17 protein-coding genes are annotated in these 16,678 nt (G+C 62.9%); 10 read left to right on the top strand and 7 right to left on the bottom strand.

The features are described from left to right. Positions 1-10: 10 nt before the first annotated feature. Positions 11-559, bottom strand: a complete 549-nt coding sequence (locus tag LMTR3_RS15445; RefSeq protein ID WP_084029642.1) for an Lrp/AsnC family transcriptional regulator — start codon at positions 557-559, stop codon at positions 11-13. A gap of 134 nt (positions 560-693) precedes the next feature. Between LMTR3_RS15445 and LMTR3_RS15440 the strand changes: the two genes are divergently transcribed. Further along, entirely contained in the window at positions 694-1,101 is a 408-nt protein-coding gene (locus tag LMTR3_RS15440; RefSeq protein WP_065746005.1) for a nuclear transport factor 2 family protein, read from the top strand. 44 nt (positions 1,102-1,145) lie between these two features. On the opposite strand, the gene LMTR3_RS15435 is transcribed toward LMTR3_RS15440, so the two are convergent. Then, entirely contained in the window at positions 1,146-2,243 is a 1,098-nt protein-coding gene (locus tag LMTR3_RS15435) for a DUF2855 family protein (protein WP_065745945.1), read from the bottom strand. Between the two features lie 261 nt (positions 2,244-2,504). On the opposite strand from LMTR3_RS15435, the gene LMTR3_RS15430 reads away from it, so the two are divergent. Then, on the top strand, positions 2,505-3,755 hold the full coding sequence (locus LMTR3_RS15430) for a collagen-like domain-containing protein (protein WP_065745944.1): 1,251 nt from the start codon (positions 2,505-2,507) through the stop codon (positions 3,753-3,755). Between the two features lie 40 nt (positions 3,756-3,795). Here the strand turns inward: LMTR3_RS15430 and LMTR3_RS15425 are convergent, their stop codons facing one another. Genes LMTR3_RS15425 through LMTR3_RS15415 form a run of 3 tightly spaced genes read right to left on the bottom strand, consistent with a single transcriptional unit; the run spans position 3,796 to position 7,563 of the window. Continuing rightward, positions 3,796-5,322 (bottom strand): acyl-CoA synthetase, encoded by a 1,527-nt coding sequence (locus tag LMTR3_RS15425; protein WP_065745943.1) that lies wholly within the window; start codon positions 5,320-5,322, stop codon positions 3,796-3,798. Between the two features lie 25 nt (positions 5,323-5,347). After that, positions 5,348-6,544, bottom strand: coding sequence for an ABC transporter substrate-binding protein (locus tag LMTR3_RS15420; protein ID WP_502686637.1), 1,197 nt, complete (start codon positions 6,542-6,544; stop codon positions 5,348-5,350). Between the two features lie 44 nt (positions 6,545-6,588). Beyond that, the gene (locus LMTR3_RS15415; protein ID WP_065745942.1) at positions 6,589-7,563 is read right to left on the bottom strand and encodes an NAD(P)H-dependent flavin oxidoreductase; all 975 of its coding nucleotides are present in this window, start codon (positions 7,561-7,563) and stop codon (positions 6,589-6,591) included. A gap of 209 nt (positions 7,564-7,772) precedes the next feature. Here LMTR3_RS15415 and LMTR3_RS15410 point away from each other — a divergent pair, with 209 nt between their 5' ends. Continuing rightward, complete coding sequence (locus tag LMTR3_RS15410) at positions 7,773-8,660, top strand: LysR family transcriptional regulator (RefSeq protein ID WP_065745941.1); 888 nt, start codon at positions 7,773-7,775, stop codon at positions 8,658-8,660. Positions 8,661-8,823: 163 nt separating this feature from the next. Here LMTR3_RS15410 and LMTR3_RS15405 read toward each other — a convergent pair whose 3' ends face one another. Beyond that, positions 8,824-9,477: a DNA-3-methyladenine glycosylase family protein gene (locus LMTR3_RS15405; protein ID WP_065745940.1), complete on the bottom strand. Its 654-nt coding sequence runs from the start codon at positions 9,475-9,477 to the stop codon at positions 8,824-8,826. Between the two features lie 37 nt (positions 9,478-9,514). On the opposite strand from LMTR3_RS15405, the gene gluQRS reads away from it, so the two are divergent. Continuing rightward, positions 9,515-10,417: a tRNA glutamyl-Q(34) synthetase GluQRS gene (gluQRS, locus tag LMTR3_RS15400; RefSeq protein WP_065745939.1), complete on the top strand. Its 903-nt coding sequence runs from the start codon at positions 9,515-9,517 to the stop codon at positions 10,415-10,417. 64 nt (positions 10,418-10,481) lie between these two features. After that, positions 10,482-11,738: an ATP-binding protein gene (locus LMTR3_RS15395; protein ID WP_065745938.1), complete on the top strand. Its 1,257-nt coding sequence runs from the start codon at positions 10,482-10,484 to the stop codon at positions 11,736-11,738. Here LMTR3_RS15395 and LMTR3_RS15390 read toward each other — a convergent pair. Next, positions 11,662-12,555 (bottom strand): YihY/virulence factor BrkB family protein, encoded by an 894-nt coding sequence (locus tag LMTR3_RS15390; protein WP_065745937.1) that lies wholly within the window; start codon positions 12,553-12,555, stop codon positions 11,662-11,664. The two genes, LMTR3_RS15395 and LMTR3_RS15390, sit on opposite strands and share 77 nt — an antisense overlap. 145 nt (positions 12,556-12,700) lie before the next feature. On the opposite strand from LMTR3_RS15390, the gene LMTR3_RS15385 reads away from it, so the two are divergent. From LMTR3_RS15385 to LMTR3_RS15365, 5 genes are all read left to right on the top strand, one after another. Beyond that, positions 12,701-12,895, top strand: a complete 195-nt coding sequence (locus tag LMTR3_RS15385; RefSeq protein WP_065746003.1) for a twin transmembrane helix small protein — start codon at positions 12,701-12,703, stop codon at positions 12,893-12,895. A gap of 23 nt (positions 12,896-12,918) precedes the next feature. Next, a complete protein-coding gene (locus LMTR3_RS15380) occupies positions 12,919-13,491 on the top strand; it encodes a cob(I)yrinic acid a,c-diamide adenosyltransferase (RefSeq protein ID WP_065745936.1) in 573 nt (190 codons plus the stop codon). Positions 13,492-13,629: 138 nt separating this feature from the next. After that, complete coding sequence (locus tag LMTR3_RS15375; protein ID WP_065745935.1) at positions 13,630-14,379, top strand: electron transfer flavoprotein subunit beta/FixA family protein; 750 nt, start codon at positions 13,630-13,632, stop codon at positions 14,377-14,379. Then, a complete protein-coding gene (locus tag LMTR3_RS15370) occupies positions 14,379-15,323 on the top strand; it encodes an electron transfer flavoprotein subunit alpha/FixB family protein (protein ID WP_065745934.1) in 945 nt (314 codons plus the stop codon). Before LMTR3_RS15375 ends, LMTR3_RS15370 begins: the two co-directional genes overlap by 1 nt. Before the next feature lie 188 nt (positions 15,324-15,511). Beyond that, positions 15,512-16,393, top strand: a complete 882-nt coding sequence (locus tag LMTR3_RS15365; RefSeq protein ID WP_065746002.1) for a 3-hydroxybutyryl-CoA dehydrogenase — start codon at positions 15,512-15,514, stop codon at positions 16,391-16,393. The last annotated feature ends 285 nt before the right edge of the window (positions 16,394-16,678 follow it).

The following is a 16,678-nucleotide window of genomic DNA, read 5'->3' as shown; positions in this document are numbered from 1 at the left end:
ATTGGCGCATCTAGCTTTGCCGGTTGCGGCGTTCCGGTCGTCCAGGCTTCACTTTCTGCGGAAGTTTTTGAGGTTTCGGTGGTTCGAGGTGCTGGAGGGGCAGTGGTGCTCCGGCTTTGAGGGTCTGGATTGCAATATTGCTGCGTACCTCGCGCACGATTGGCAGATTGAGGAGCTTGCCTACCAGAAAGCGCTGATAGTCGGCGAGGTCGGGCACGACAACTTCGAGGAAATAGTCGGCCTCGCCGGAGACAAGGTGACACGCCACGATCTCGGGCATCGCCACGATTGCCTTCTCGAACTGCAGCGCGCTTTCGTTGGCATGCCCTTCGATCTTCACTCCGAGAAAGACTGAAAAGCCGAGCCCGATGCGGTCGCGTCGCAACGCCGCCCGATAACCTTCGATATAGCCGCTACGCTCCAGTCGCTTGACGCGACGCAAACAGGGCGAGGGCGACAATCCGATCTTGTCGGCCAGTTCGACGTTGGTCAGACGGCCGTTGGCCTGCAACTCGGCCACGATGCGGCGGTCAATCGGATCCAGATCTGGATTTGGCATATTGCCCAACGTTGATGGCCAGGAAGAGCATAGAATTGCGTGATTGTCCTTGAAATTGGCACAGTTGGCAAGGACCTGCCTCGGCATCTCGTGGCACGGTGACGGTATCAACCCTCGAACCGAGGCGAGCCATGATGCCCGACCATGCCAGTTACCAGTCTCTGCTTGACGCGGTGGAGCGTTACTTCGATCTGATGTTTGACGGTGACGTATCTCGCTTCGACGGGGTATTTACGCCGAGTGCCCAATTGCACGGATTGCGAGACGGAAGTCTGCGTCGTTTGTCGGCGGTGGAATTCAAGAACGCGCTGGCTGCCGGACCATCGCCCAAGTCGAAGGAGGCGCCGCGTCTGCAGCAGCTATTGCTGGTGGATTTCGCGTCCCCCACGCAGGCGTTGGTCAAGGTTCGCGTCAGGATCGATACGCTTCTCTATCTCGACTACCTCTCATACCATCGCATCGACGGCGCTTGGCTGATCACGGCCAAGTCGTTTCATGTCGAGCATAGGTACGAGCCGCACGAGCCGATGCTTCGACAGTGATTGGCCCGGCAAGCTAGCCACCTTCACGAAGCACCGTTATGTGCCTACGACGCCAGCGACAGGATCAGCCCCTGATCCGGCGGCACGCGGCCGTTGAGGGTGTCGAGATAGGCGCGTTGAACGGCTGCAGGCCCATGGCTCTCGATCACCTTCATCCAACGTTCCAGGTTCGGAACGAAGCCGGACCATGCGGCGCCGAACCGCATGTCGACGCCTCCCGGTCCCCACTCCTTGGCGCGCTTGCGAATATGGTCCGGCACGAAGAAGAATTGCGGCTTGGCGCCGGGTAGTGCCTGTGCCGAATCATCGGGCGATGACTTGCGGTGCGTGAGCCCAACGATTCCGCTGTATTTCATCTGCTCGCCGAAGTGCTGGTGCAGCGTCGCACGTAATGGAGTATTGCCGGCCATGTCGACATAGGCGACCGCAGAGCTCGTCGGCAGCGAGCTAACGTCCGCATAGGTCACGACCTCATCGTAACAGCCAAGCGATTTGACGAAGGACGTGTTGCCTGCCGAGGTCAAGCCGATCGTCTTGATGCCGTTGCCTCTCGCATGCAGGAGGTGCGCGAGCCCGTAGGCGGTCTTGCTGGAAGCCGACGACAGCATCACGCTTCTTGCGCCATAAAATTCGTTCTCGGCGAGAAAGTCATCAACCAGGAACGACAGCATGAACAGGGGGCGCAGCAGCGCCTGATAGTCGCCCTGCCTGCCTGCGAACGAGGGATCGCCACTGACCCGAGCATAGCCATTATAGACCGGCGCCACGCCCTGCCGGTGCGCGGCGGCATCGCGCAAGACTCGCTTACTGACGTCGGCGGCTTCGATCACGAGATGCGTCGACATCGGGAAATAGCCGAACAGTATTTCGCCTGCGGCAATGCCGGGATGCTTCGAGGCGATCACCTCGCCAAACCCCCACACCGGAACGTTGCCGAAACCTTCGGGCGCCGGAAACAACTGCCAATATTTTAGATGATCGCCGAGCACGGCATAGGTGATGTTGTTGGCGGTGAAGGCGAAGCGCGTCACCTTCACCAGCAGCGTCTCGTCAGGCAGCGCGGCTGCGTCGGGCAGTTGCGTCTCGATGGTCTTGCATTGCTGCAGATCGTTGCGGGCGACGACGAAGTCGGTGGATAACATGTGTTGGATCCCTGCGCTTTCGCATGCAGCGATCTTTGCGCCGACCGATGACCGTTTTGCAACAGCAACATTGTTTAAAACGGAGTTTGCTTTTCCGGCCCTGGATGTGCGCCTTACGGTCTGTCTGCGACGTTTCGAGAAAGGTATCGTCAGAAAATTCACTTTGCCTTCCATGCGGCAAGATTGTACAAAATAAAGATACATCCAATAGTAGTTTCGGTCTGCCTAAATCTACGCGCGTGCGTGTCGGGGAGAGACTCCATGGATTTTACGGGCATTCTTGTTCAACTGGTATACATCGCCATTTTTGTTGGCATCGCACTCTTCGCTTTAGATCAATACAGGTTGTGGCGGGAGCGGTGGGTCGAAGTGTTGCGCAAAGATGGACGTCTACCCAAACCCAAGGGGGCGGCGGAATCTGGCACAAATGGCAAAGGCGAACTTTCGACCGCTGCCAAGTATGCGATCTGGAATTACATGTTCAGCCTTTTCGCTGTAGGCGGAACGATTATCGGAATTGTCTCGGGTATTGCAGGCTATATGATCAAGGATCTTGCCACCGAGAGGGCTATCCAAACAGCTCTCAATAAGATGCAGGAACCGCTGTCGAGCCAGCTGGATAAATTTGCGGATGCCAACGCCGCACTCAAGGTGGCAGCCGAGCGCATCAACGATTCAAAGACATTTCCGAAGGCGGTGGCGGACGATCTGGTCGCGCGATACCCCGAGAAGTTGCGTGGTGAGCGTGGTTCTGATGGCAAGAATGGTGTCGACGGAAAAGACGGTAAGGATGGTCTCCCCGGCAAGGACGGCGCCGGTGTTGCAGAGGTTGTGGCAGCATTGATGCAGTCTCATTCGGCGGCGCTTCGCGGCAAGGATGGGGTCAACGGCAAGGACGGAAAGGATGGTTCCCCCGGCAAGGAAGGCCCCAGCGCCGCAGAGGTGGCGGCAATATTGATGAGGTCTTATGCGGCAGAGCTTCGCGGCAAAGATGGCAGCAATGGCAAGGACGGGGTCAATGGCAAGGACGGAAAAGATGGTCTTCCGGGCAAGGACGGCCCCAGCGCTGCAGAGGTGGCCGCAGTATTGACGAGGTCTTATGCAGCGGAGCTTCGCGGCAAAGATGGCAGCAATGGCAAGGATGGGGTCAATGGCAAGAACGGAAAGGATGGGCTTCCGGGCAAGGACGGGCCCAGCGCCGCAGAGGTGGCGACCGTATTGGTAATGTCCCATGCGGCCGAGCTTCACGGCAGGGACGGCAGCAATGGCAGAGATGGGACAAATGGCAACGATGGCGTGAACGGCAAGGATGGAGTAAGTCATGATGCCGGCGAGATTGCCGATCTAGTGTTCAATCGGTATCGCGAACAATTGCGCGGCGCGCCCGGTAAGGATGGGACAAACGGCAGCAACGGCCAGAGTCCCAAGCCTGCCGAAGTTGCGGCAGCGTTATGGGAAAGTCATCGCGACGAGATCAGTCGGCAGAGGGAAAGCCGAAAGCGGCCGCGTTAGAGGTGGATTGAAGGGGAGCAGAGACCCTTCCACCTCGTTCTCATCCAATCGCCCGCAGCCTGCCCTCGGCATACAGATCGCGCAGCTTGCGTTTGAAAATCTTGCCGGTGGCTTCGCGCGGCATGGCGTCCATGAACTGGATGTCCTTGGGTACCTTGAAATTGGCGAGACGACCGCGCAGAAATTCCTGCACGGCGGCCGGGGACAGCGCTGCATTCGGTTCCGGCTCGATGCACGCAAAGAGCCGCTCGCCGAATTCGTCGTCGGGGACGCCGAACACCGCGCAGTCACGCACGCCGTCCATGCCAATCAGCGCGTTCTCGATCTCGGCGGGATAGATGTTGACGCCGCCCGAGATCACCATGTCGCGCTTGCGGTCGCACAGGAACAGGTAGCCGTCTGCGTCGAGATAGCCGACGTCGCCGACGCTGACGAGGCCGTCGCAGCCGGCTTCGGCGCGGGCCTCGGCCTTGCCGTGGTAGTCGAAATCCGGCACGGACATTTGCCGCATGAAGATTTCGCCGGGTTCGCCAACGCCACACGGCTCGCCGTCGGGCCGGAAGATTTTCACGACGCCGCCTTCGATGGCGCGGCCGACGGTGCCGGGCTTTGCCAGCGCCTCTTCGGCCGAATGCCACACCGGGATGCCGGTTTCGGTCGATCCGAAGTATTCGTTGATGACCGGTCCCCACCAACAGATCATGGCGCGCTTGACCTGCGGCGGGCAGGGCGCCGCCCCATGCACGACGAAGCGCAGCGACGACAGATCGTAGCGGCGCTTGATTTCATCCGGCAGCCGCAGCAGGCGGACGAACATCGTCGGCACCATGTGCATGTGGGTAACCCGATGACGCTCGATCAGTTGCAGCATGTCCTCGGGATCGAAGCGCGGTTCGAGCACGATTGTGCAGCCGCTGCGGAATGCCAGCATGCCGTAGGAGTTCGGCGCCGAATGGTACATCGGGCCGTTCATCAGGATGACCTGGTCTTCGTTCGGCTTGACGCCATAGGCGATGCCGCCGACCCGCGCCGAAGCCGCGGCCTGTTCCGGCGTCATCGGCTTGCGGCGCACGCCCTTGGGCAGGCCGGTGGTACCCGACGTATAGAACATCGGCGCGCTGCCGATCGGCGCGTCCTGCGCTGGCGCATGCGTGTCGCGCCAGCGGTCCCAATCCGTCACGCCGTCGGGGACTTGCGTCAGCGCGGCCGCAACGTTGAAGGCTGCTGCGATTTCCGGCGGCGTCGCCACTACCAGGAGCCGCACATCGGCGGGCAGACCGTCGCGTATCTGCGGCAGCAGGTCGGCATGGCAGACCAGGATTTTGGCGCCGCTGTCGGCGAGGATGTAGGCGACTTCCTCGGCCTTCAAATGCCAGTTGATCGGCACCACCGGGCTGCCTAGCGCGGCTGCGCCGCCCGAGACTTCGAAGAACGCAAAATCGTTGCGCAGCATCATGCCGACGGGCACGCCACCACTGACGCCGAGCGCCTTGAAGCCCGCCGCCGCCCGCGCGATGCGGGCGTGAATGTCAGGGTAGCTGATCTGGCGGTCGCCGCTGATGATCATGGCAAGTTTCTCTGCTCCTTAAATTCTACTCGTCTTCGATCAGATCGCCGAAGCCAACCCAGCTCTTGCCGTCGAAGCGTTGCATGCGGAGCTGCTGGAACAACAAATAGTCGTCCGGGCCGGTGGTCACGGTGATGCCGGGCAGCAGCAGCGGCAGCGAGACCGTGTTGAGCGATGTCGCCTTCTTCAGCACGTTAGCACGGCTCAGATCGTCGCGGCACGCGCGCAGCACATGCGCCAGCAACACCAGGCTGGTATAGCCGCTGGCGTAGGTGGTATCGTGCGGATCGGCCGAAGGCATGTACTGCTTCATGAAGGCGAAATATTCCTTCACGTCGGCATCGCCGGCCCATTGCGGATCGTTGATGTTCTTCAAATAGGCCGCGGAAACCAATCCGGTCGCGTTCTCCAGTCCCGCCGGCTGCAGGATCGTCGCGATCGAGGTCACTGACGTCGGCACCAGGAACAGGTCCGGCTTGAAACCCATCTCGGCGCTGCGGCGGATCATCTGCGAGCCGAACTTGCCGATGGCGACGCCGAAGAACACGTTGGCGCCGGAAGCCCTCAGCGTCGCGAGCTGCGAGTCGATGGTCGGCTGCGTGGTCTCGTAGACCGCCTCGGCCACGATCATGCTGGCCGCCTTGTCGCCGAGGCCGCGCTTGAACGCGTTGACATAGTCGCGGCCGAAATCGTCGTTCTGCGACAGGATCGCGATCTTGGCGTCAGGCTTGGTGCGCAGCACGTGCTTGCCGTAGATGACGCCTTCAGAATGGTACGAGGCCATCCCGCCCATCGTCCACGGGAAGTTCTTCGGGTCTGCCCATTTGCTGGCGCCGGTGGTGATGAAGAGATGCGGCACCTTCTTGCCGTTGAGGTAGCGGTGGACCGCGCTGTTGGTCGCCGTGCCGAGCGAGCCGAATACCAGCAGCACCTCCTCCTGTTCGACCAGCCGTCGGGTCTGCTCGACGGTCTTGGGCGGCGAATAGGCGTCGTCGAGGCTGAGCAACTTGAGCTTGCGGCCGCTGATGCCGCCTTCCGCATTCACTTTGTCGAAATAGGCCTGCGCGACCTTGCCCAGCCCGGAATAGCTCGACAACGGACCGCTGTAGGGCATGGTCTGGCCGATCAGGATTTCGTTGGCGGTAACGCCGTTCTCGGCGCTGGCCGTGCCGGCCGCTAACGCCAGCAGCCCGGCACAGCATGTCGCAATGGCTCTCATCATCTCACTCCCCTCTGTTTGTTTGATTGGCGTTGATCCGGCGTGTCTTACGCACGCGCGCGCTGGAGAAACTCGTCGCTGGCGTCGGCGAATTCGCACCTGAGCCGGTCCACCAGTTCGGCGACCGGCGGCGCGTCGGCGATCTGGCCGATGCCCTGGCCGGAGCCCCAGATGTCGCGCCACGCCTTGGCCTTGGTGTTGCCGCCGGAGCCGAAATTCATTTTCGACTTGTCGCTTTGCGGCAGATTGGCGGGATCGAGCCCCGCGGCCACGATCGACGGGCCGAGATAATTGCCGTGCACGCCGGTGAACAGGTTGGAGTAGACGATGTCATGCGCGGCGTGGTCGATCAGCGCGGCCTTGTAGGCCGGATCGGCATTGGCCTCCTGCGTCGCGATGAAGCGCGTGCCCATGTAGGCCATGTCGGCGCCAAGCGCGAGCGCGGATGCAATACCCCAGCCATCCGAGATCGCGCCCGACAGCAGCACGGTGCCCTTGAACCACTGCTTCACCTCGCGCAGCAGCGCGAACGGCGAGAGCGTGCCGGCATGGCCGCCGGCGCCGGCGCAAACCAGGATCAGGCCGTCGACGCCATGTTCGGCCGCTTTCTGCGCATGCTTGACGTTGATCACGTCGTGGAACACGACGCCGCCATAGGAATGCGCGGCCTGGACGATTTCGATCGGCGGGCGCAACGAGGTGATGATGACCGGAACCTGGTGCTTCACACAGGTCTCCATGTCCTTCATCAGCCGGTCGTTGGACGAATGGCAGATCTGGTTGACCGCGTAGGGCGCGACCTTCTTCTCCGGATGCAGCGCCTTGTACTCGCCGAGCTCGTTCTCGATTCGGCTCAGCCATTCGTCGAGTTTTTCGACGGGGCGCGCGTTCAGCGCCGGGAACGAGCCGACGATGCCGGCCTTGCACTGGGCGATCACGAGCTCGGGCCCGGACACGATGAACAAGGGTGAGCCGACCACCGGCAGTTCGAGCGAATTGGCAAGCGAAGCAGGCAACGGCATTCGGTCTCTCCCTTGCAACGCAAAGCCGGGACTAAAAACCGGATTGCGTCGATGATGTTGATTGAGAGCGCCGTACCGCGGGCGGAGCCGCCGGCCGGGCGCTGCTGTTGCCGCCACTATAAGGCTGGACGGCCGCCGCCATCCGTTCAATATTGAACAGATGTTTATCCAATTATGAACAGGGTCGATCTGGAACGCGGGGAGCAGCGATGGACTGGGACTTGTGCAAGACCTTCGTCGTGGTGGCCGAGACCCGCAGCTTCGCAGCGGCCGCGCGCCGGCTGCGCTCCAGTCATCCGACGGTTGGGCGCAAGATCGCCGAACTCGAAGGTCAGCTCGGCATTCCCTTGTTCGCCCGGTCCAACGAAGGTCTTTCGCTGACGTCGCATGGGCAGAAATTTCGCGAACATGTCGACGCTATGGCGGCGGCGGCATTGCGTGCCGAAGCCGCGGTATCGGCAACCGGTGCGCAGGCGCGCGGCGTGGTCAAGCTGTCGATCGGCGCCACGCTGGCGTCGCACTGGCTGATGCCGCGGCTCGGGCCTTTCCTGCGCCAGCACGACCATATCCAACTCGAGATCATCACCCATCCGTATCCGGCGAGCGTCCGCCGCCGCGAGGCCGATGTCGTGCTGCGCCCCGTCGATAGCGGCGAGGAGAATTTGATCGGCCGCAAGATCGGCCGGCTCGGCACCGGCTTCTACGCCTCACGCGACTACGCCGCGCGGCGGCGCCTGCCCGAGCGGCGCGACGAATGGAGGGGCCACAGCGTCATCGGCTTCGCCGACCGGTTGTCGAACGAGCGGCTGGCGCGCTGGAGCGACGCGATCACGCGGCAGGGTTCAATGGTAATGCGCTGTTCCTCGCAAGGCGACATGCTTGCCGCCGCACGCGCCGGTCTCGGAATTTCGACGCTGTCCTGTCTCGTTGCCGCCGCCTATCCGGAACTCGTCCGCGTCGCCCCGCAAAAACTCGTCAGCGTGGCCGATCTTTGGCTGCTGGCCCATCCCGATCTCGTCGACCTGCCCGCTGTGCGCGCCGTGATCGACTTCGTCACGGCTTGCGCGCGCGAGGACCGGGTGCGGCTGCGGGGCTGAGAAGAGAGATGGAGTTGCGCGACGCACTCCGTTCCCCGGACGCTGCGCAGCACGCAGTGATGCGCTGCAGAGCCGGGGCCTATGAGGCATTACGCGCGGCGAAATGGGTCCCGGCTCTGCGGAGCAGCGCTACGCGCCGCACCGCGTCCGGGGCACGGGATCCTCACACCTTGCTAGCCAGCACGCCTTCGCGTTTCTTCAGCACGCGATAATAGCTCCACCACAGATGCGCCGCAGCGCCGCGCAGGGGACGCCACGGTTCCGCCAGCGGCGCCATCTGCTTGACGGTCGGTCGCGTCTTCAGGCCAAGCCCGATCTTCACGGCCTCCTGCACCGCGAGGTCGCCGGCCGGCCAGGCGTCGCCATGGCCGAGACAGAACAGCAAATAGATGTCGGCAGTCCAGGGGCCGATGCCGGGCAGCGCGGTCAGCGTGTGGTGGGCGGCATCGGCATCCTCTTCCGCCAGCACTTCGAGATTGAGCCGCTCGGCAGCCAGTTCGCGCGCGATGTTCTTCAGAGTCTTGATCTTGGCCGCCGAAAGCCCGAGCCGGCCGAGGCGGTCGGCGCGGGTCTTGCTGATGACCTCGTGATCGAACGGATCGAACGCGGCCGTCAGCCGCGCCCAGATCGCTCCGGCGCTGGCAGTAGACAATTGTTGGCCGCAGACGATTGCAGCTAGCCCTGCGAACCCCGGCGCGCGCTGCCGCAGCGCCGGCATGCCCGTGAGCTCGAAAATCGGCTTGAGCCTCGGGTCTTGCTTGACCAATGCATGGACGGCGTCTTCGAGGTCGGACTGGCTGTTGAGGTGAATGGTCATTGCCCCTTAAAACCACCATGTCCCGTGAAAGAGATCAATGCCGCCACCCGTTTTCCGATTTGCCCCCAGCCCGAACGGCTACCTCCATCTCGGCCACGCCTATTCGGCGCTCCTGAATTTTGACCTCGCGCGCGAGCGCGGTGGGCGGTTTCTGTTGCGGATCGAGGATATCGACGCGACGCGTTGCCGGCCGGAATTCGAGGCGGCGATCTATGAAGACCTTGCCTGGCTCGGGATATCCTGGGAAACGCCGGTGCGGCGGCAATCGGAGCATTTTTCGCGCTATCGCGAAGCGGTCGAAAAATTGGCAGGCTCGGGCCTGATCTATCCGAGCTTCGAGAGCCGCGCGGAAATCGGCCGTCTGGTCGCGCAGCGCGAGGCCGGCGCGCCCTGGCCGCGCGATCCCGACGGGGCGCCGCTCTATCCGGGCGTCGCGAAATCGCTGCCGCCGGACCGGCGCCGTGAGTTGATCGCACAGGGTGAGCCTTACGCGCTGCGGCTCGACATGCAGTCAGCGCTCGCGCGCACGAAGGAACTGGCCTGGCAGGAAGAGGGTGCAGGGCCCGGCGGCGAGACCGGCGTCGTCGCCGCGCGCCCTGAAGCGTGGGGCGACGTCGTGTTGGCCCGGAAGGAGACGCCGACCAGCTATCATCTCTCCGTCGTGATCGACGACGCTCTGCAGGGCGTGACCGACGTGGTACGGGGCAGGGACCTGTTCTGGTCGACGAGTGTCCACCTGGTGTTGCAACGGTTGCTTGGTATCCCGCAACCGGTGTATCGGCATCACCGCCTCATCGAGGATGCGTCGGGACACAAGCTGTCGAAATCGACGCGAGCTACGGCCCTGCGCGAATTGCGTGGGCAAGGTGCGACGCCTACGGATATTCGCAGCCTCGTCGGGTTGCGCGACGATTCCGGTAGTACTACTGCGGGTTGTTGAAAACGTCTCCGTGACACCGGCCGTCATCGCGTGTCATGCTGGTCGCGGCAGAGGAAGGGGGACCATGGCGGCAAAGCGGCGCTCACCAGGCACCACGGGAACAGTCAAGAAGCGGCGAGCGAAAAAACGCGTATCCGGCGCCGCGGTCAAGAAACGCGGCACGCGCAAGTCCGCCGTCGCTGCGCCCGGCATGGTCGAGACCGCGCTGGCGGCCTTTGCGCACGAGGTCCGCACGCCGCTGACCGGCATTCTCGCGATCAGCAATCTGCTCGCGACATCGGACCTCGACGAACGCGAACGGCGCTGGGTCGACACAATCAAGGCTGGCGCGGAACATCTGGCGAGCCTTGCGACCTTGTTCGTCGATGCCGCGCGCAGCGGCGGTCCCGGCCTCGAGGTGCGGCAGGACTTCTTCGACCTGCAGGCGCTTGCCCGCAATACCGGCGACTCGCTGACCGGGCGCGCCGCGGCCAAGGGCCTGCAGTCGTCGGTCGATATTTCCGAAAAGCTCCCAGGGTTTGCGATCGGCGATCCCGTCCGCCTGCGCGCCGCACTCGAGAACCTGATCGACAATGCGGTAAAATTTACTGAGCAGGGCAGTGTTGGGCTGCAGGTCGGGCCCGTGCGGGGCCCGAGGGGCAAGGTCGCCGTCTCGTTCGCGATCTCCGACAGCGGGATCGGCCTTGCGCTGAGCGAAATCAAACGCCTGTTCCGGCCGTTCTCGCAGGCCAATGCCTCCATTGCATCGCGCTTCGGCGGCGCCGGGCTCGGATTGTCGTCGGTCAAGCAACTGGCGCGTGCCATGGGCGGCGACATCACCGTGACGCAACGCCGGGGCGGCGGCACCACCTTTACCCTCAACGTCGTAATGTCGCCCGCCAAGGATGCCGTGACGGCGGCGTCCGGTGCCGATGGCGAGGTATCGATCAGTTCGCCGCGGCCATTGCGCCTGCTCAGCGTCGAAGACAATCCGTTCGGCCGCGTCGTGCTCAACACGATCCTGACCGAACTCGGTCATCAGACCGACTTCATCGGCCAGGGCGAGGCGGCGCCCGAGCGGCTCGCGCAAGGCGCATTCGATGCGGTGTTGATGGATATGGTCCTGCCGGGAATCGACGGCGTCGAGGCGATCAGGCGCATTCGCGCGCTGGAGCCGCCGCTCGGGCGCATTCCTATCATCGGCATATCGGGCCGCAGCGAGGACGAGGCGGCGTCGCGCGCCGCGGGCGCCGAGATCTTTCTGGTCAAGCCTGTGAGCCCGCGCGCCCTTGCGACTGCGCTGCATGCAGCGACATCCCCTTCGGCAGTTGCGACTTCATGATGGCTGCGTTCAATTCGCCGCCGAAGACGAAAATCGCCGAAATGAAATACAGAAACACCAGCGCGATGATGACCGAGGCAAGTCCCGCATACATCGTCACATAGTTGCTGGCGAAGCGCGCCAGATACTGGCCGAACACGACGCCCGAGATCAGCGATCCCACCATCGTAACGACGATGCCCGGAAGGATCTGCAGAAAACTCCGCCGGCCGCAGGGCAGCCAGGCATGCAGCACGAACAGCGCCACGATCATCGCCGTGATCGTGATGCCGTAGCGGGCGAAGGTGAGAAGGCTTTCGTTGGACTCGACGAAGAACGGAATGTGGCGGCGCGCCGTCTCCAGGATCAGCGGACCGAGCACGATCAGGAACGCCATCAGGAGCGACGTGACGGCGGCGACCAGCGTATAGCCGATCGATTCCAGCCGCAGCCAGTACCACGCCCGCGGCTCGACCACAGAATAGGCGCGGTTCAGCGCGACCCGCAGCGCCTCGACGCCGTTGGAGGCGAAATAGACCGCCAGCACCGCGCCGACGGTCAGGATGTCGCCGCGCGTCGTCGTCAGCACGTCGTGGATTTCGCCTGACAGCGCGTCGGCGACCTGTTGCGGCCAGGTTTGCAGCAACAGTCCCACGGCCCCATCGGCGAGTTCCTTGGAGCCGAAAAAGCCAGCCAGCGACGTCAGCACGATCAGGAACGGAAATAGCGCCATCAGCGTCGACAGCGCGATGTGGCTCGCGATCGCCCAGCCGTCATCGGCGAGGAACGTGTAAAACGCCTCCATGACGACGAGGTAGACGTAGCGAATGAGCTTCACATCTCACCTCGATCGGGTATCGCGGTCCGGTGCTAAGGCCGGGGCTAGCATCTGATATTATTGGATTAAAAGCCAGATCGTCGAGCGGTAGTGCGAGAGTTGTGAACGTGTGGAAGTCGGCGCCTCGCGGTGTTATGTACCGCCGATGGCATCCTTTCTGAGTTCGATCGTTCTCCCCATCGCGGTTGCGGCCGTGGCTATCGTGCTGTTGCTCGGCCTCGTCAACATGATGCGGGGCGGCTCGCCGAACCGCTCGCAGCACCTGATGCGGCTTCGGGTGCTGCTGCAGTTCGTCGCCATCGTCATCACGATGGTCGTGGTGTGGGCGTTGGGCAGATAAGGATCAGGAAAGGGGAAGCGGCTATGGTCGTGCTCAACCGCATCTATACGAAGACCGGCGATGACGGCACCACGGCGCTCGGCAGCGGCGAGCGCCGCGCGAAATACGATCTGCGCATTAGCGCCTACGGCACCGTAGATGAAACCAACGCCGCCATCGGCGTGGCGAGGCTGCACCTCGGTGATATCAGCGAACTCGATGCGATGCTCGGCCGGATCCAGAACGATTTGTTCGATCTCGGCGCCGACCTTGCGGTGCCCCAGCGCGACGGCAAGGCCGAGCGGCTCCGGATGCTGTCGAGCCAGGTCGAGCGGCTCGAGCGCGACATCGATGCGCTGAACGATCATCTCGCGCCCCTGACCTCGTTCGTGCTGCCCGGCGGCACCCCCGCCGCCGCATACCTGCACCTCGCCCGCACCATATGCCGCAGGGCGGAGCGGATCATGGTGGAACTCGCTGCGCGCCCAGAGGAGCCGGTGAGCCCGGCTGCCATTCAGTATATGAACCGCCTGTCCGATTTCCTGTTCGTGGCCAGCCGCGCCATGAACGATAATGGGGCCGGAGACGTGTTGTGGGTGCCGGGTCAGAACCGTTAAGGTAAGCCTTGAAGGTAGGGCCTTCCGGGGCCGATTTTTGGCTTTCGCGCGTTGACCGCCGATGGCGGGACCTTTAGGTTCCGCGCCCAAGCTAATAACAAGCTGATCAAACCCCAGAATTCAAGCGAAAGAGGATCGATGAAGGTTCTTGTGCCGGTAAAGCGGGTGGTCGATTTCAACGTCAAGGTCCGCGTCAAGAGCGACGGAACGGGCGTGGAACTCGCTAACGTGAAGATGTCGATGAATCCGTTCGACGAAATCGCCGTCGAGGAAGCGTTGCGGCTGAAGGAAGCCGGCAAGGCGACCGAAGTGGTGGTGGTGTCGATCGGCCCGGCGCAGGCCTCGGAGACGATCCGGACCGGTCTCGCCATGGGCGCCGACCGCGGCATCCTGGTCAAGGCCGAAGGCAATGTCGAGCCGCTGGCGGTCGCGAAGATTCTCAAAGCAGTAGCGGATGCCGAGAAGCCCGGCCTCATCATTCTCGGCAAGCAGGCGATCGACGACGATTCGAACCAGACCGGCCAGATGCTGGCCGCGCTGCTCGGCTGGTCGCAGGCGACGTTTGCCTCCAAGCTCGAAGTTGAAGGCGCAGACTTCAAGGTTACGCGCGAGGTCGACGGCGGCCTGCAGACCGTGAAGCTGAAGGGACCGGCGATCGTCACCACCGACCTGCGGCTGAACGAGCCGCGCTATGCGTCGCTGCCCAACATCATGAAGGCGAAGAAGAAGCCGATCGACGACAAGAGCGCCGCCGATTACGGCGTCGATCTCACGCCGCATCTCGAAGTGCTCAAGACATCGGAACCGCCCGGCCGCAAGGGTGGCGTCAAGGTCAAGGACGTCGCTGAGCTCGTTTCCAAACTCAAGACCGAAGCCGGGGTTCTCTGATGACGACGCTATTGATTGCCGAACACGACAACGCGTCGATCAAGGATGCGACCAACAAGACGCTGACGGCAGCCGCTGCGCTCGGCGCCGACGTGCACGTGCTGGTCGCCGGCGAGAACGCCAAGGGTGCGGCCGATGCCGCAGCCAAGCTTGCCGGCGTCAAGAAGGTGCTGCTGGCGGACAATGCCGCCTATGCCCACGATCTCGCCGAGCCGCTGGCCGCGCTGATCGTGTCGCTGGCCTCCGGGTACGATGCTCTCGTCGCGCCTGCGACCTCGCGTTTCAAGAACGTGATGCCGCGCGTCGCAGCTCTGCTCGACGTGATGCAGGTGTCCGAGATCATCAAGGTGGTTTCGCCCGATACCTTCGAGCGGCCGATCTATGCCGGCAACGCGATCCAGACGGTGAAGTCCAAGGACGCCAAGAAGGTCATCACGGTGCGGACTTCGACCTTTGCCGCGGCGGGTGAGGGCGGCAGTGCGCCGGTCGAGAACGCCGCCGCTGCGGCCGATCCGGGCCTCTCCAGCTTCATCGGCGAAGAGGTGGCAAAGAGCGACCGTCCGGAACTGACCTCGGCAAAGATCATCGTTTCCGGCGGCCGCGCCATGCAGAGCCGCGAGAACTTTGCCAAATATATCGAGCCGCTCGCCGACAAGCTCGGCGCGGGCGTCGGCGCCTCGCGCGCCGCAGTCGATGCCGGCTATGCGCCCAACGACTGGCAGGTCGGCCAGACCGGCAAGGTGGTCGCTCCGGAACTATATGTCGCAATCGGCATCTCCGGCGCGATCCAGCATCTCGCCGGCATGAAAGATTCCAAGGTGATCGTTGCGATCAACAAGGATGAAGACGCGCCGATCTTCCAGGTTGCCGATTACGGCCTGGTCGCGGACCTCTATCAGGCGGTTCCTGAACTGACCGACGCGCTCGGCAAGCTCGGCAAGTAACGGAACACCGGCCGGACGCGCAAACGTCCGGCCGGTGTTTACCTTAAGCGGATGCGGGCGAAGGGGATTAAGCTTCGCGTGAAGAATACATGCCAATGGTGGGACTGAAACCTCGCGTCTGATGATATCGTAGCTGAGGTTTAGAGATGAACAGGCGCGATATGCGCGCCGTTCCGGTGGATGACAAAATGGCGGTGACAATCAAGAAGGTCGGCGTGATCGGCTCGGGCCAGATGGGCCACGGGATTGCGCATGTGGCGGCGCTCGCCGGCTTGGACGTGGTGCTCAACGACGTCTCCGACGAACGGCTGAAATCGGCGATGGCGACCATCAACGGCCATTTGTCGCGCCAGGTTGCCAAACAGGTCATTACCGAGGACGCGCGCAAGAAGGCGCTGGAGCGGATTACCTCCTCCGAGACGCTCGACGGGCTTTCGGATTGCGACCTCGTGATCGAGACCGCGGTCGAAAAGGAAGAGGTCAAGCGCAAGATCTTTCACGAACTCTGCGCGGTCTTGAAGCCGGAAGCGATCGTCGCCACCAACTCCTCGTCGATCTCGATCACCCGGCTCGCCGCCTCGACCGATCGTCCCGAGCGCTTCATCGGCATTCATTTCATGAATCCGGTGCCGCAGATGGAACTGGTCGAACTGATCCGCGGCATCGCCACCGACGATTTGACGTTCGACACCGCCAGGGAATTCGTCACGAAACTCGGCAAGCAGATCGCGGTGTCGGAGGATTTCCCGGCCTTCATCGTCAACCGCATCCTGCTGCCGATGATCAACGAGGCGATCTACACGCTCTATGAAGGCGTCGGCAACGTCGAGGCAATCGACGCCGCCATGAAGCTCGGCGCGCACCATCCGATGGGGCCGCTGGAATTGGCGGATTTCATCGGGCTCGATACCTGTCTGTCGATCATGCAGGTGCTGCATGAGGGCCTGGCGGATTCGAAATACCGGCCGTGCCCGCTGCTGGTGAAATATGTCGAGGCCGGCTGGCTGGGGCGCAAGACGCAGCGCGGTTTCTACGATTACCGCGGCGACAAACCGGTCCCGACGCGCTGACGATCGCAGTGCCGTAGGGTGGGCAAAGCGATAGCGTGCCCACCACGCCTCCAAATATGCCGCTCGAAATGGTGGGCACGCGGAGCCTGTCATCGGGCGCGCGTTCGCGCGACCCGTTGGCTTTGCCCACCCTTCTGTAACGGGCCTTCTGTAACGGGCCTTCTGTAACGGGCCTCGATTAGTCAATCCCTTTGCGTTGTCCGCCCGCCGGGGTCTCGCTTCTGTGCGGGGTCGGCGCAGGGCCGCCACCTGATGGGGTTGGAAGAGGATAGGTCGGCCAATCTA

This window comes from Bradyrhizobium sp. LMTR 3 (genome assembly GCF_001693485.1).
Classification (GTDB): domain Bacteria; phylum Pseudomonadota; class Alphaproteobacteria; order Rhizobiales; family Xanthobacteraceae; genus Bradyrhizobium.
Note: the sequence above shows the minus strand (reverse complement) of the source record. Positions and strands in the feature narration are given on the sequence as shown.

Bases quoted from the DNA above. Each gene is read 5' to 3' on its own strand.
- LMTR3_RS15445 (WP_084029642.1), bottom strand. From the start codon at position 559: ATGCCAAATCCAGATCTGGATCCGATTGACCGCCGCATCGTGGCCGAG.
- LMTR3_RS15440 (WP_065746005.1), top strand. From the start codon at position 694: ATGCCCGACCATGCCAGTTACCAGTCTCTGCTTGACGCGGTGGAGCGT.
- LMTR3_RS15435 (WP_065745945.1), bottom strand. From the start codon at position 2,243: ATGTTATCCACCGACTTCGTCGTCGCCCGCAACGATCTGCAGCAATGC.
- LMTR3_RS15430 (WP_065745944.1), top strand. From the start codon at position 2,505: ATGGATTTTACGGGCATTCTTGTTCAACTGGTATACATCGCCATTTTT.
- LMTR3_RS15425 (WP_065745943.1), bottom strand. From the start codon at position 5,322: ATGATCATCAGCGGCGACCGCCAGATCAGCTACCCTGACATTCACGCC.
- LMTR3_RS15420 (WP_502686637.1), bottom strand. From the start codon at position 6,544: ATGATGAGAGCCATTGCGACATGCTGTGCCGGGCTGCTGGCGTTAGCG.
- LMTR3_RS15415 (WP_065745942.1), bottom strand. From the start codon at position 7,563: ATGCCGTTGCCTGCTTCGCTTGCCAATTCGCTCGAACTGCCGGTGGTC.
- LMTR3_RS15410 (WP_065745941.1), top strand. From the start codon at position 7,773: ATGGACTGGGACTTGTGCAAGACCTTCGTCGTGGTGGCCGAGACCCGC.
- LMTR3_RS15405 (WP_065745940.1), bottom strand. From the start codon at position 9,477: ATGACCATTCACCTCAACAGCCAGTCCGACCTCGAAGACGCCGTCCAT.
- gluQRS (WP_065745939.1), top strand. From the start codon at position 9,515: ATGCCGCCACCCGTTTTCCGATTTGCCCCCAGCCCGAACGGCTACCTC.
- LMTR3_RS15395 (WP_065745938.1), top strand. From the start codon at position 10,482: ATGGCGGCAAAGCGGCGCTCACCAGGCACCACGGGAACAGTCAAGAAG.
- LMTR3_RS15385 (WP_065746003.1), top strand. From the start codon at position 12,701: ATGGCATCCTTTCTGAGTTCGATCGTTCTCCCCATCGCGGTTGCGGCC.
- LMTR3_RS15380 (WP_065745936.1), top strand. From the start codon at position 12,919: ATGGTCGTGCTCAACCGCATCTATACGAAGACCGGCGATGACGGCACC.
- LMTR3_RS15375 (WP_065745935.1), top strand. From the start codon at position 13,630: ATGAAGGTTCTTGTGCCGGTAAAGCGGGTGGTCGATTTCAACGTCAAG.
- LMTR3_RS15370 (WP_065745934.1), top strand. From the start codon at position 14,379: ATGACGACGCTATTGATTGCCGAACACGACAACGCGTCGATCAAGGAT.
- LMTR3_RS15365 (WP_065746002.1), top strand. From the start codon at position 15,512: ATGGCGGTGACAATCAAGAAGGTCGGCGTGATCGGCTCGGGCCAGATG.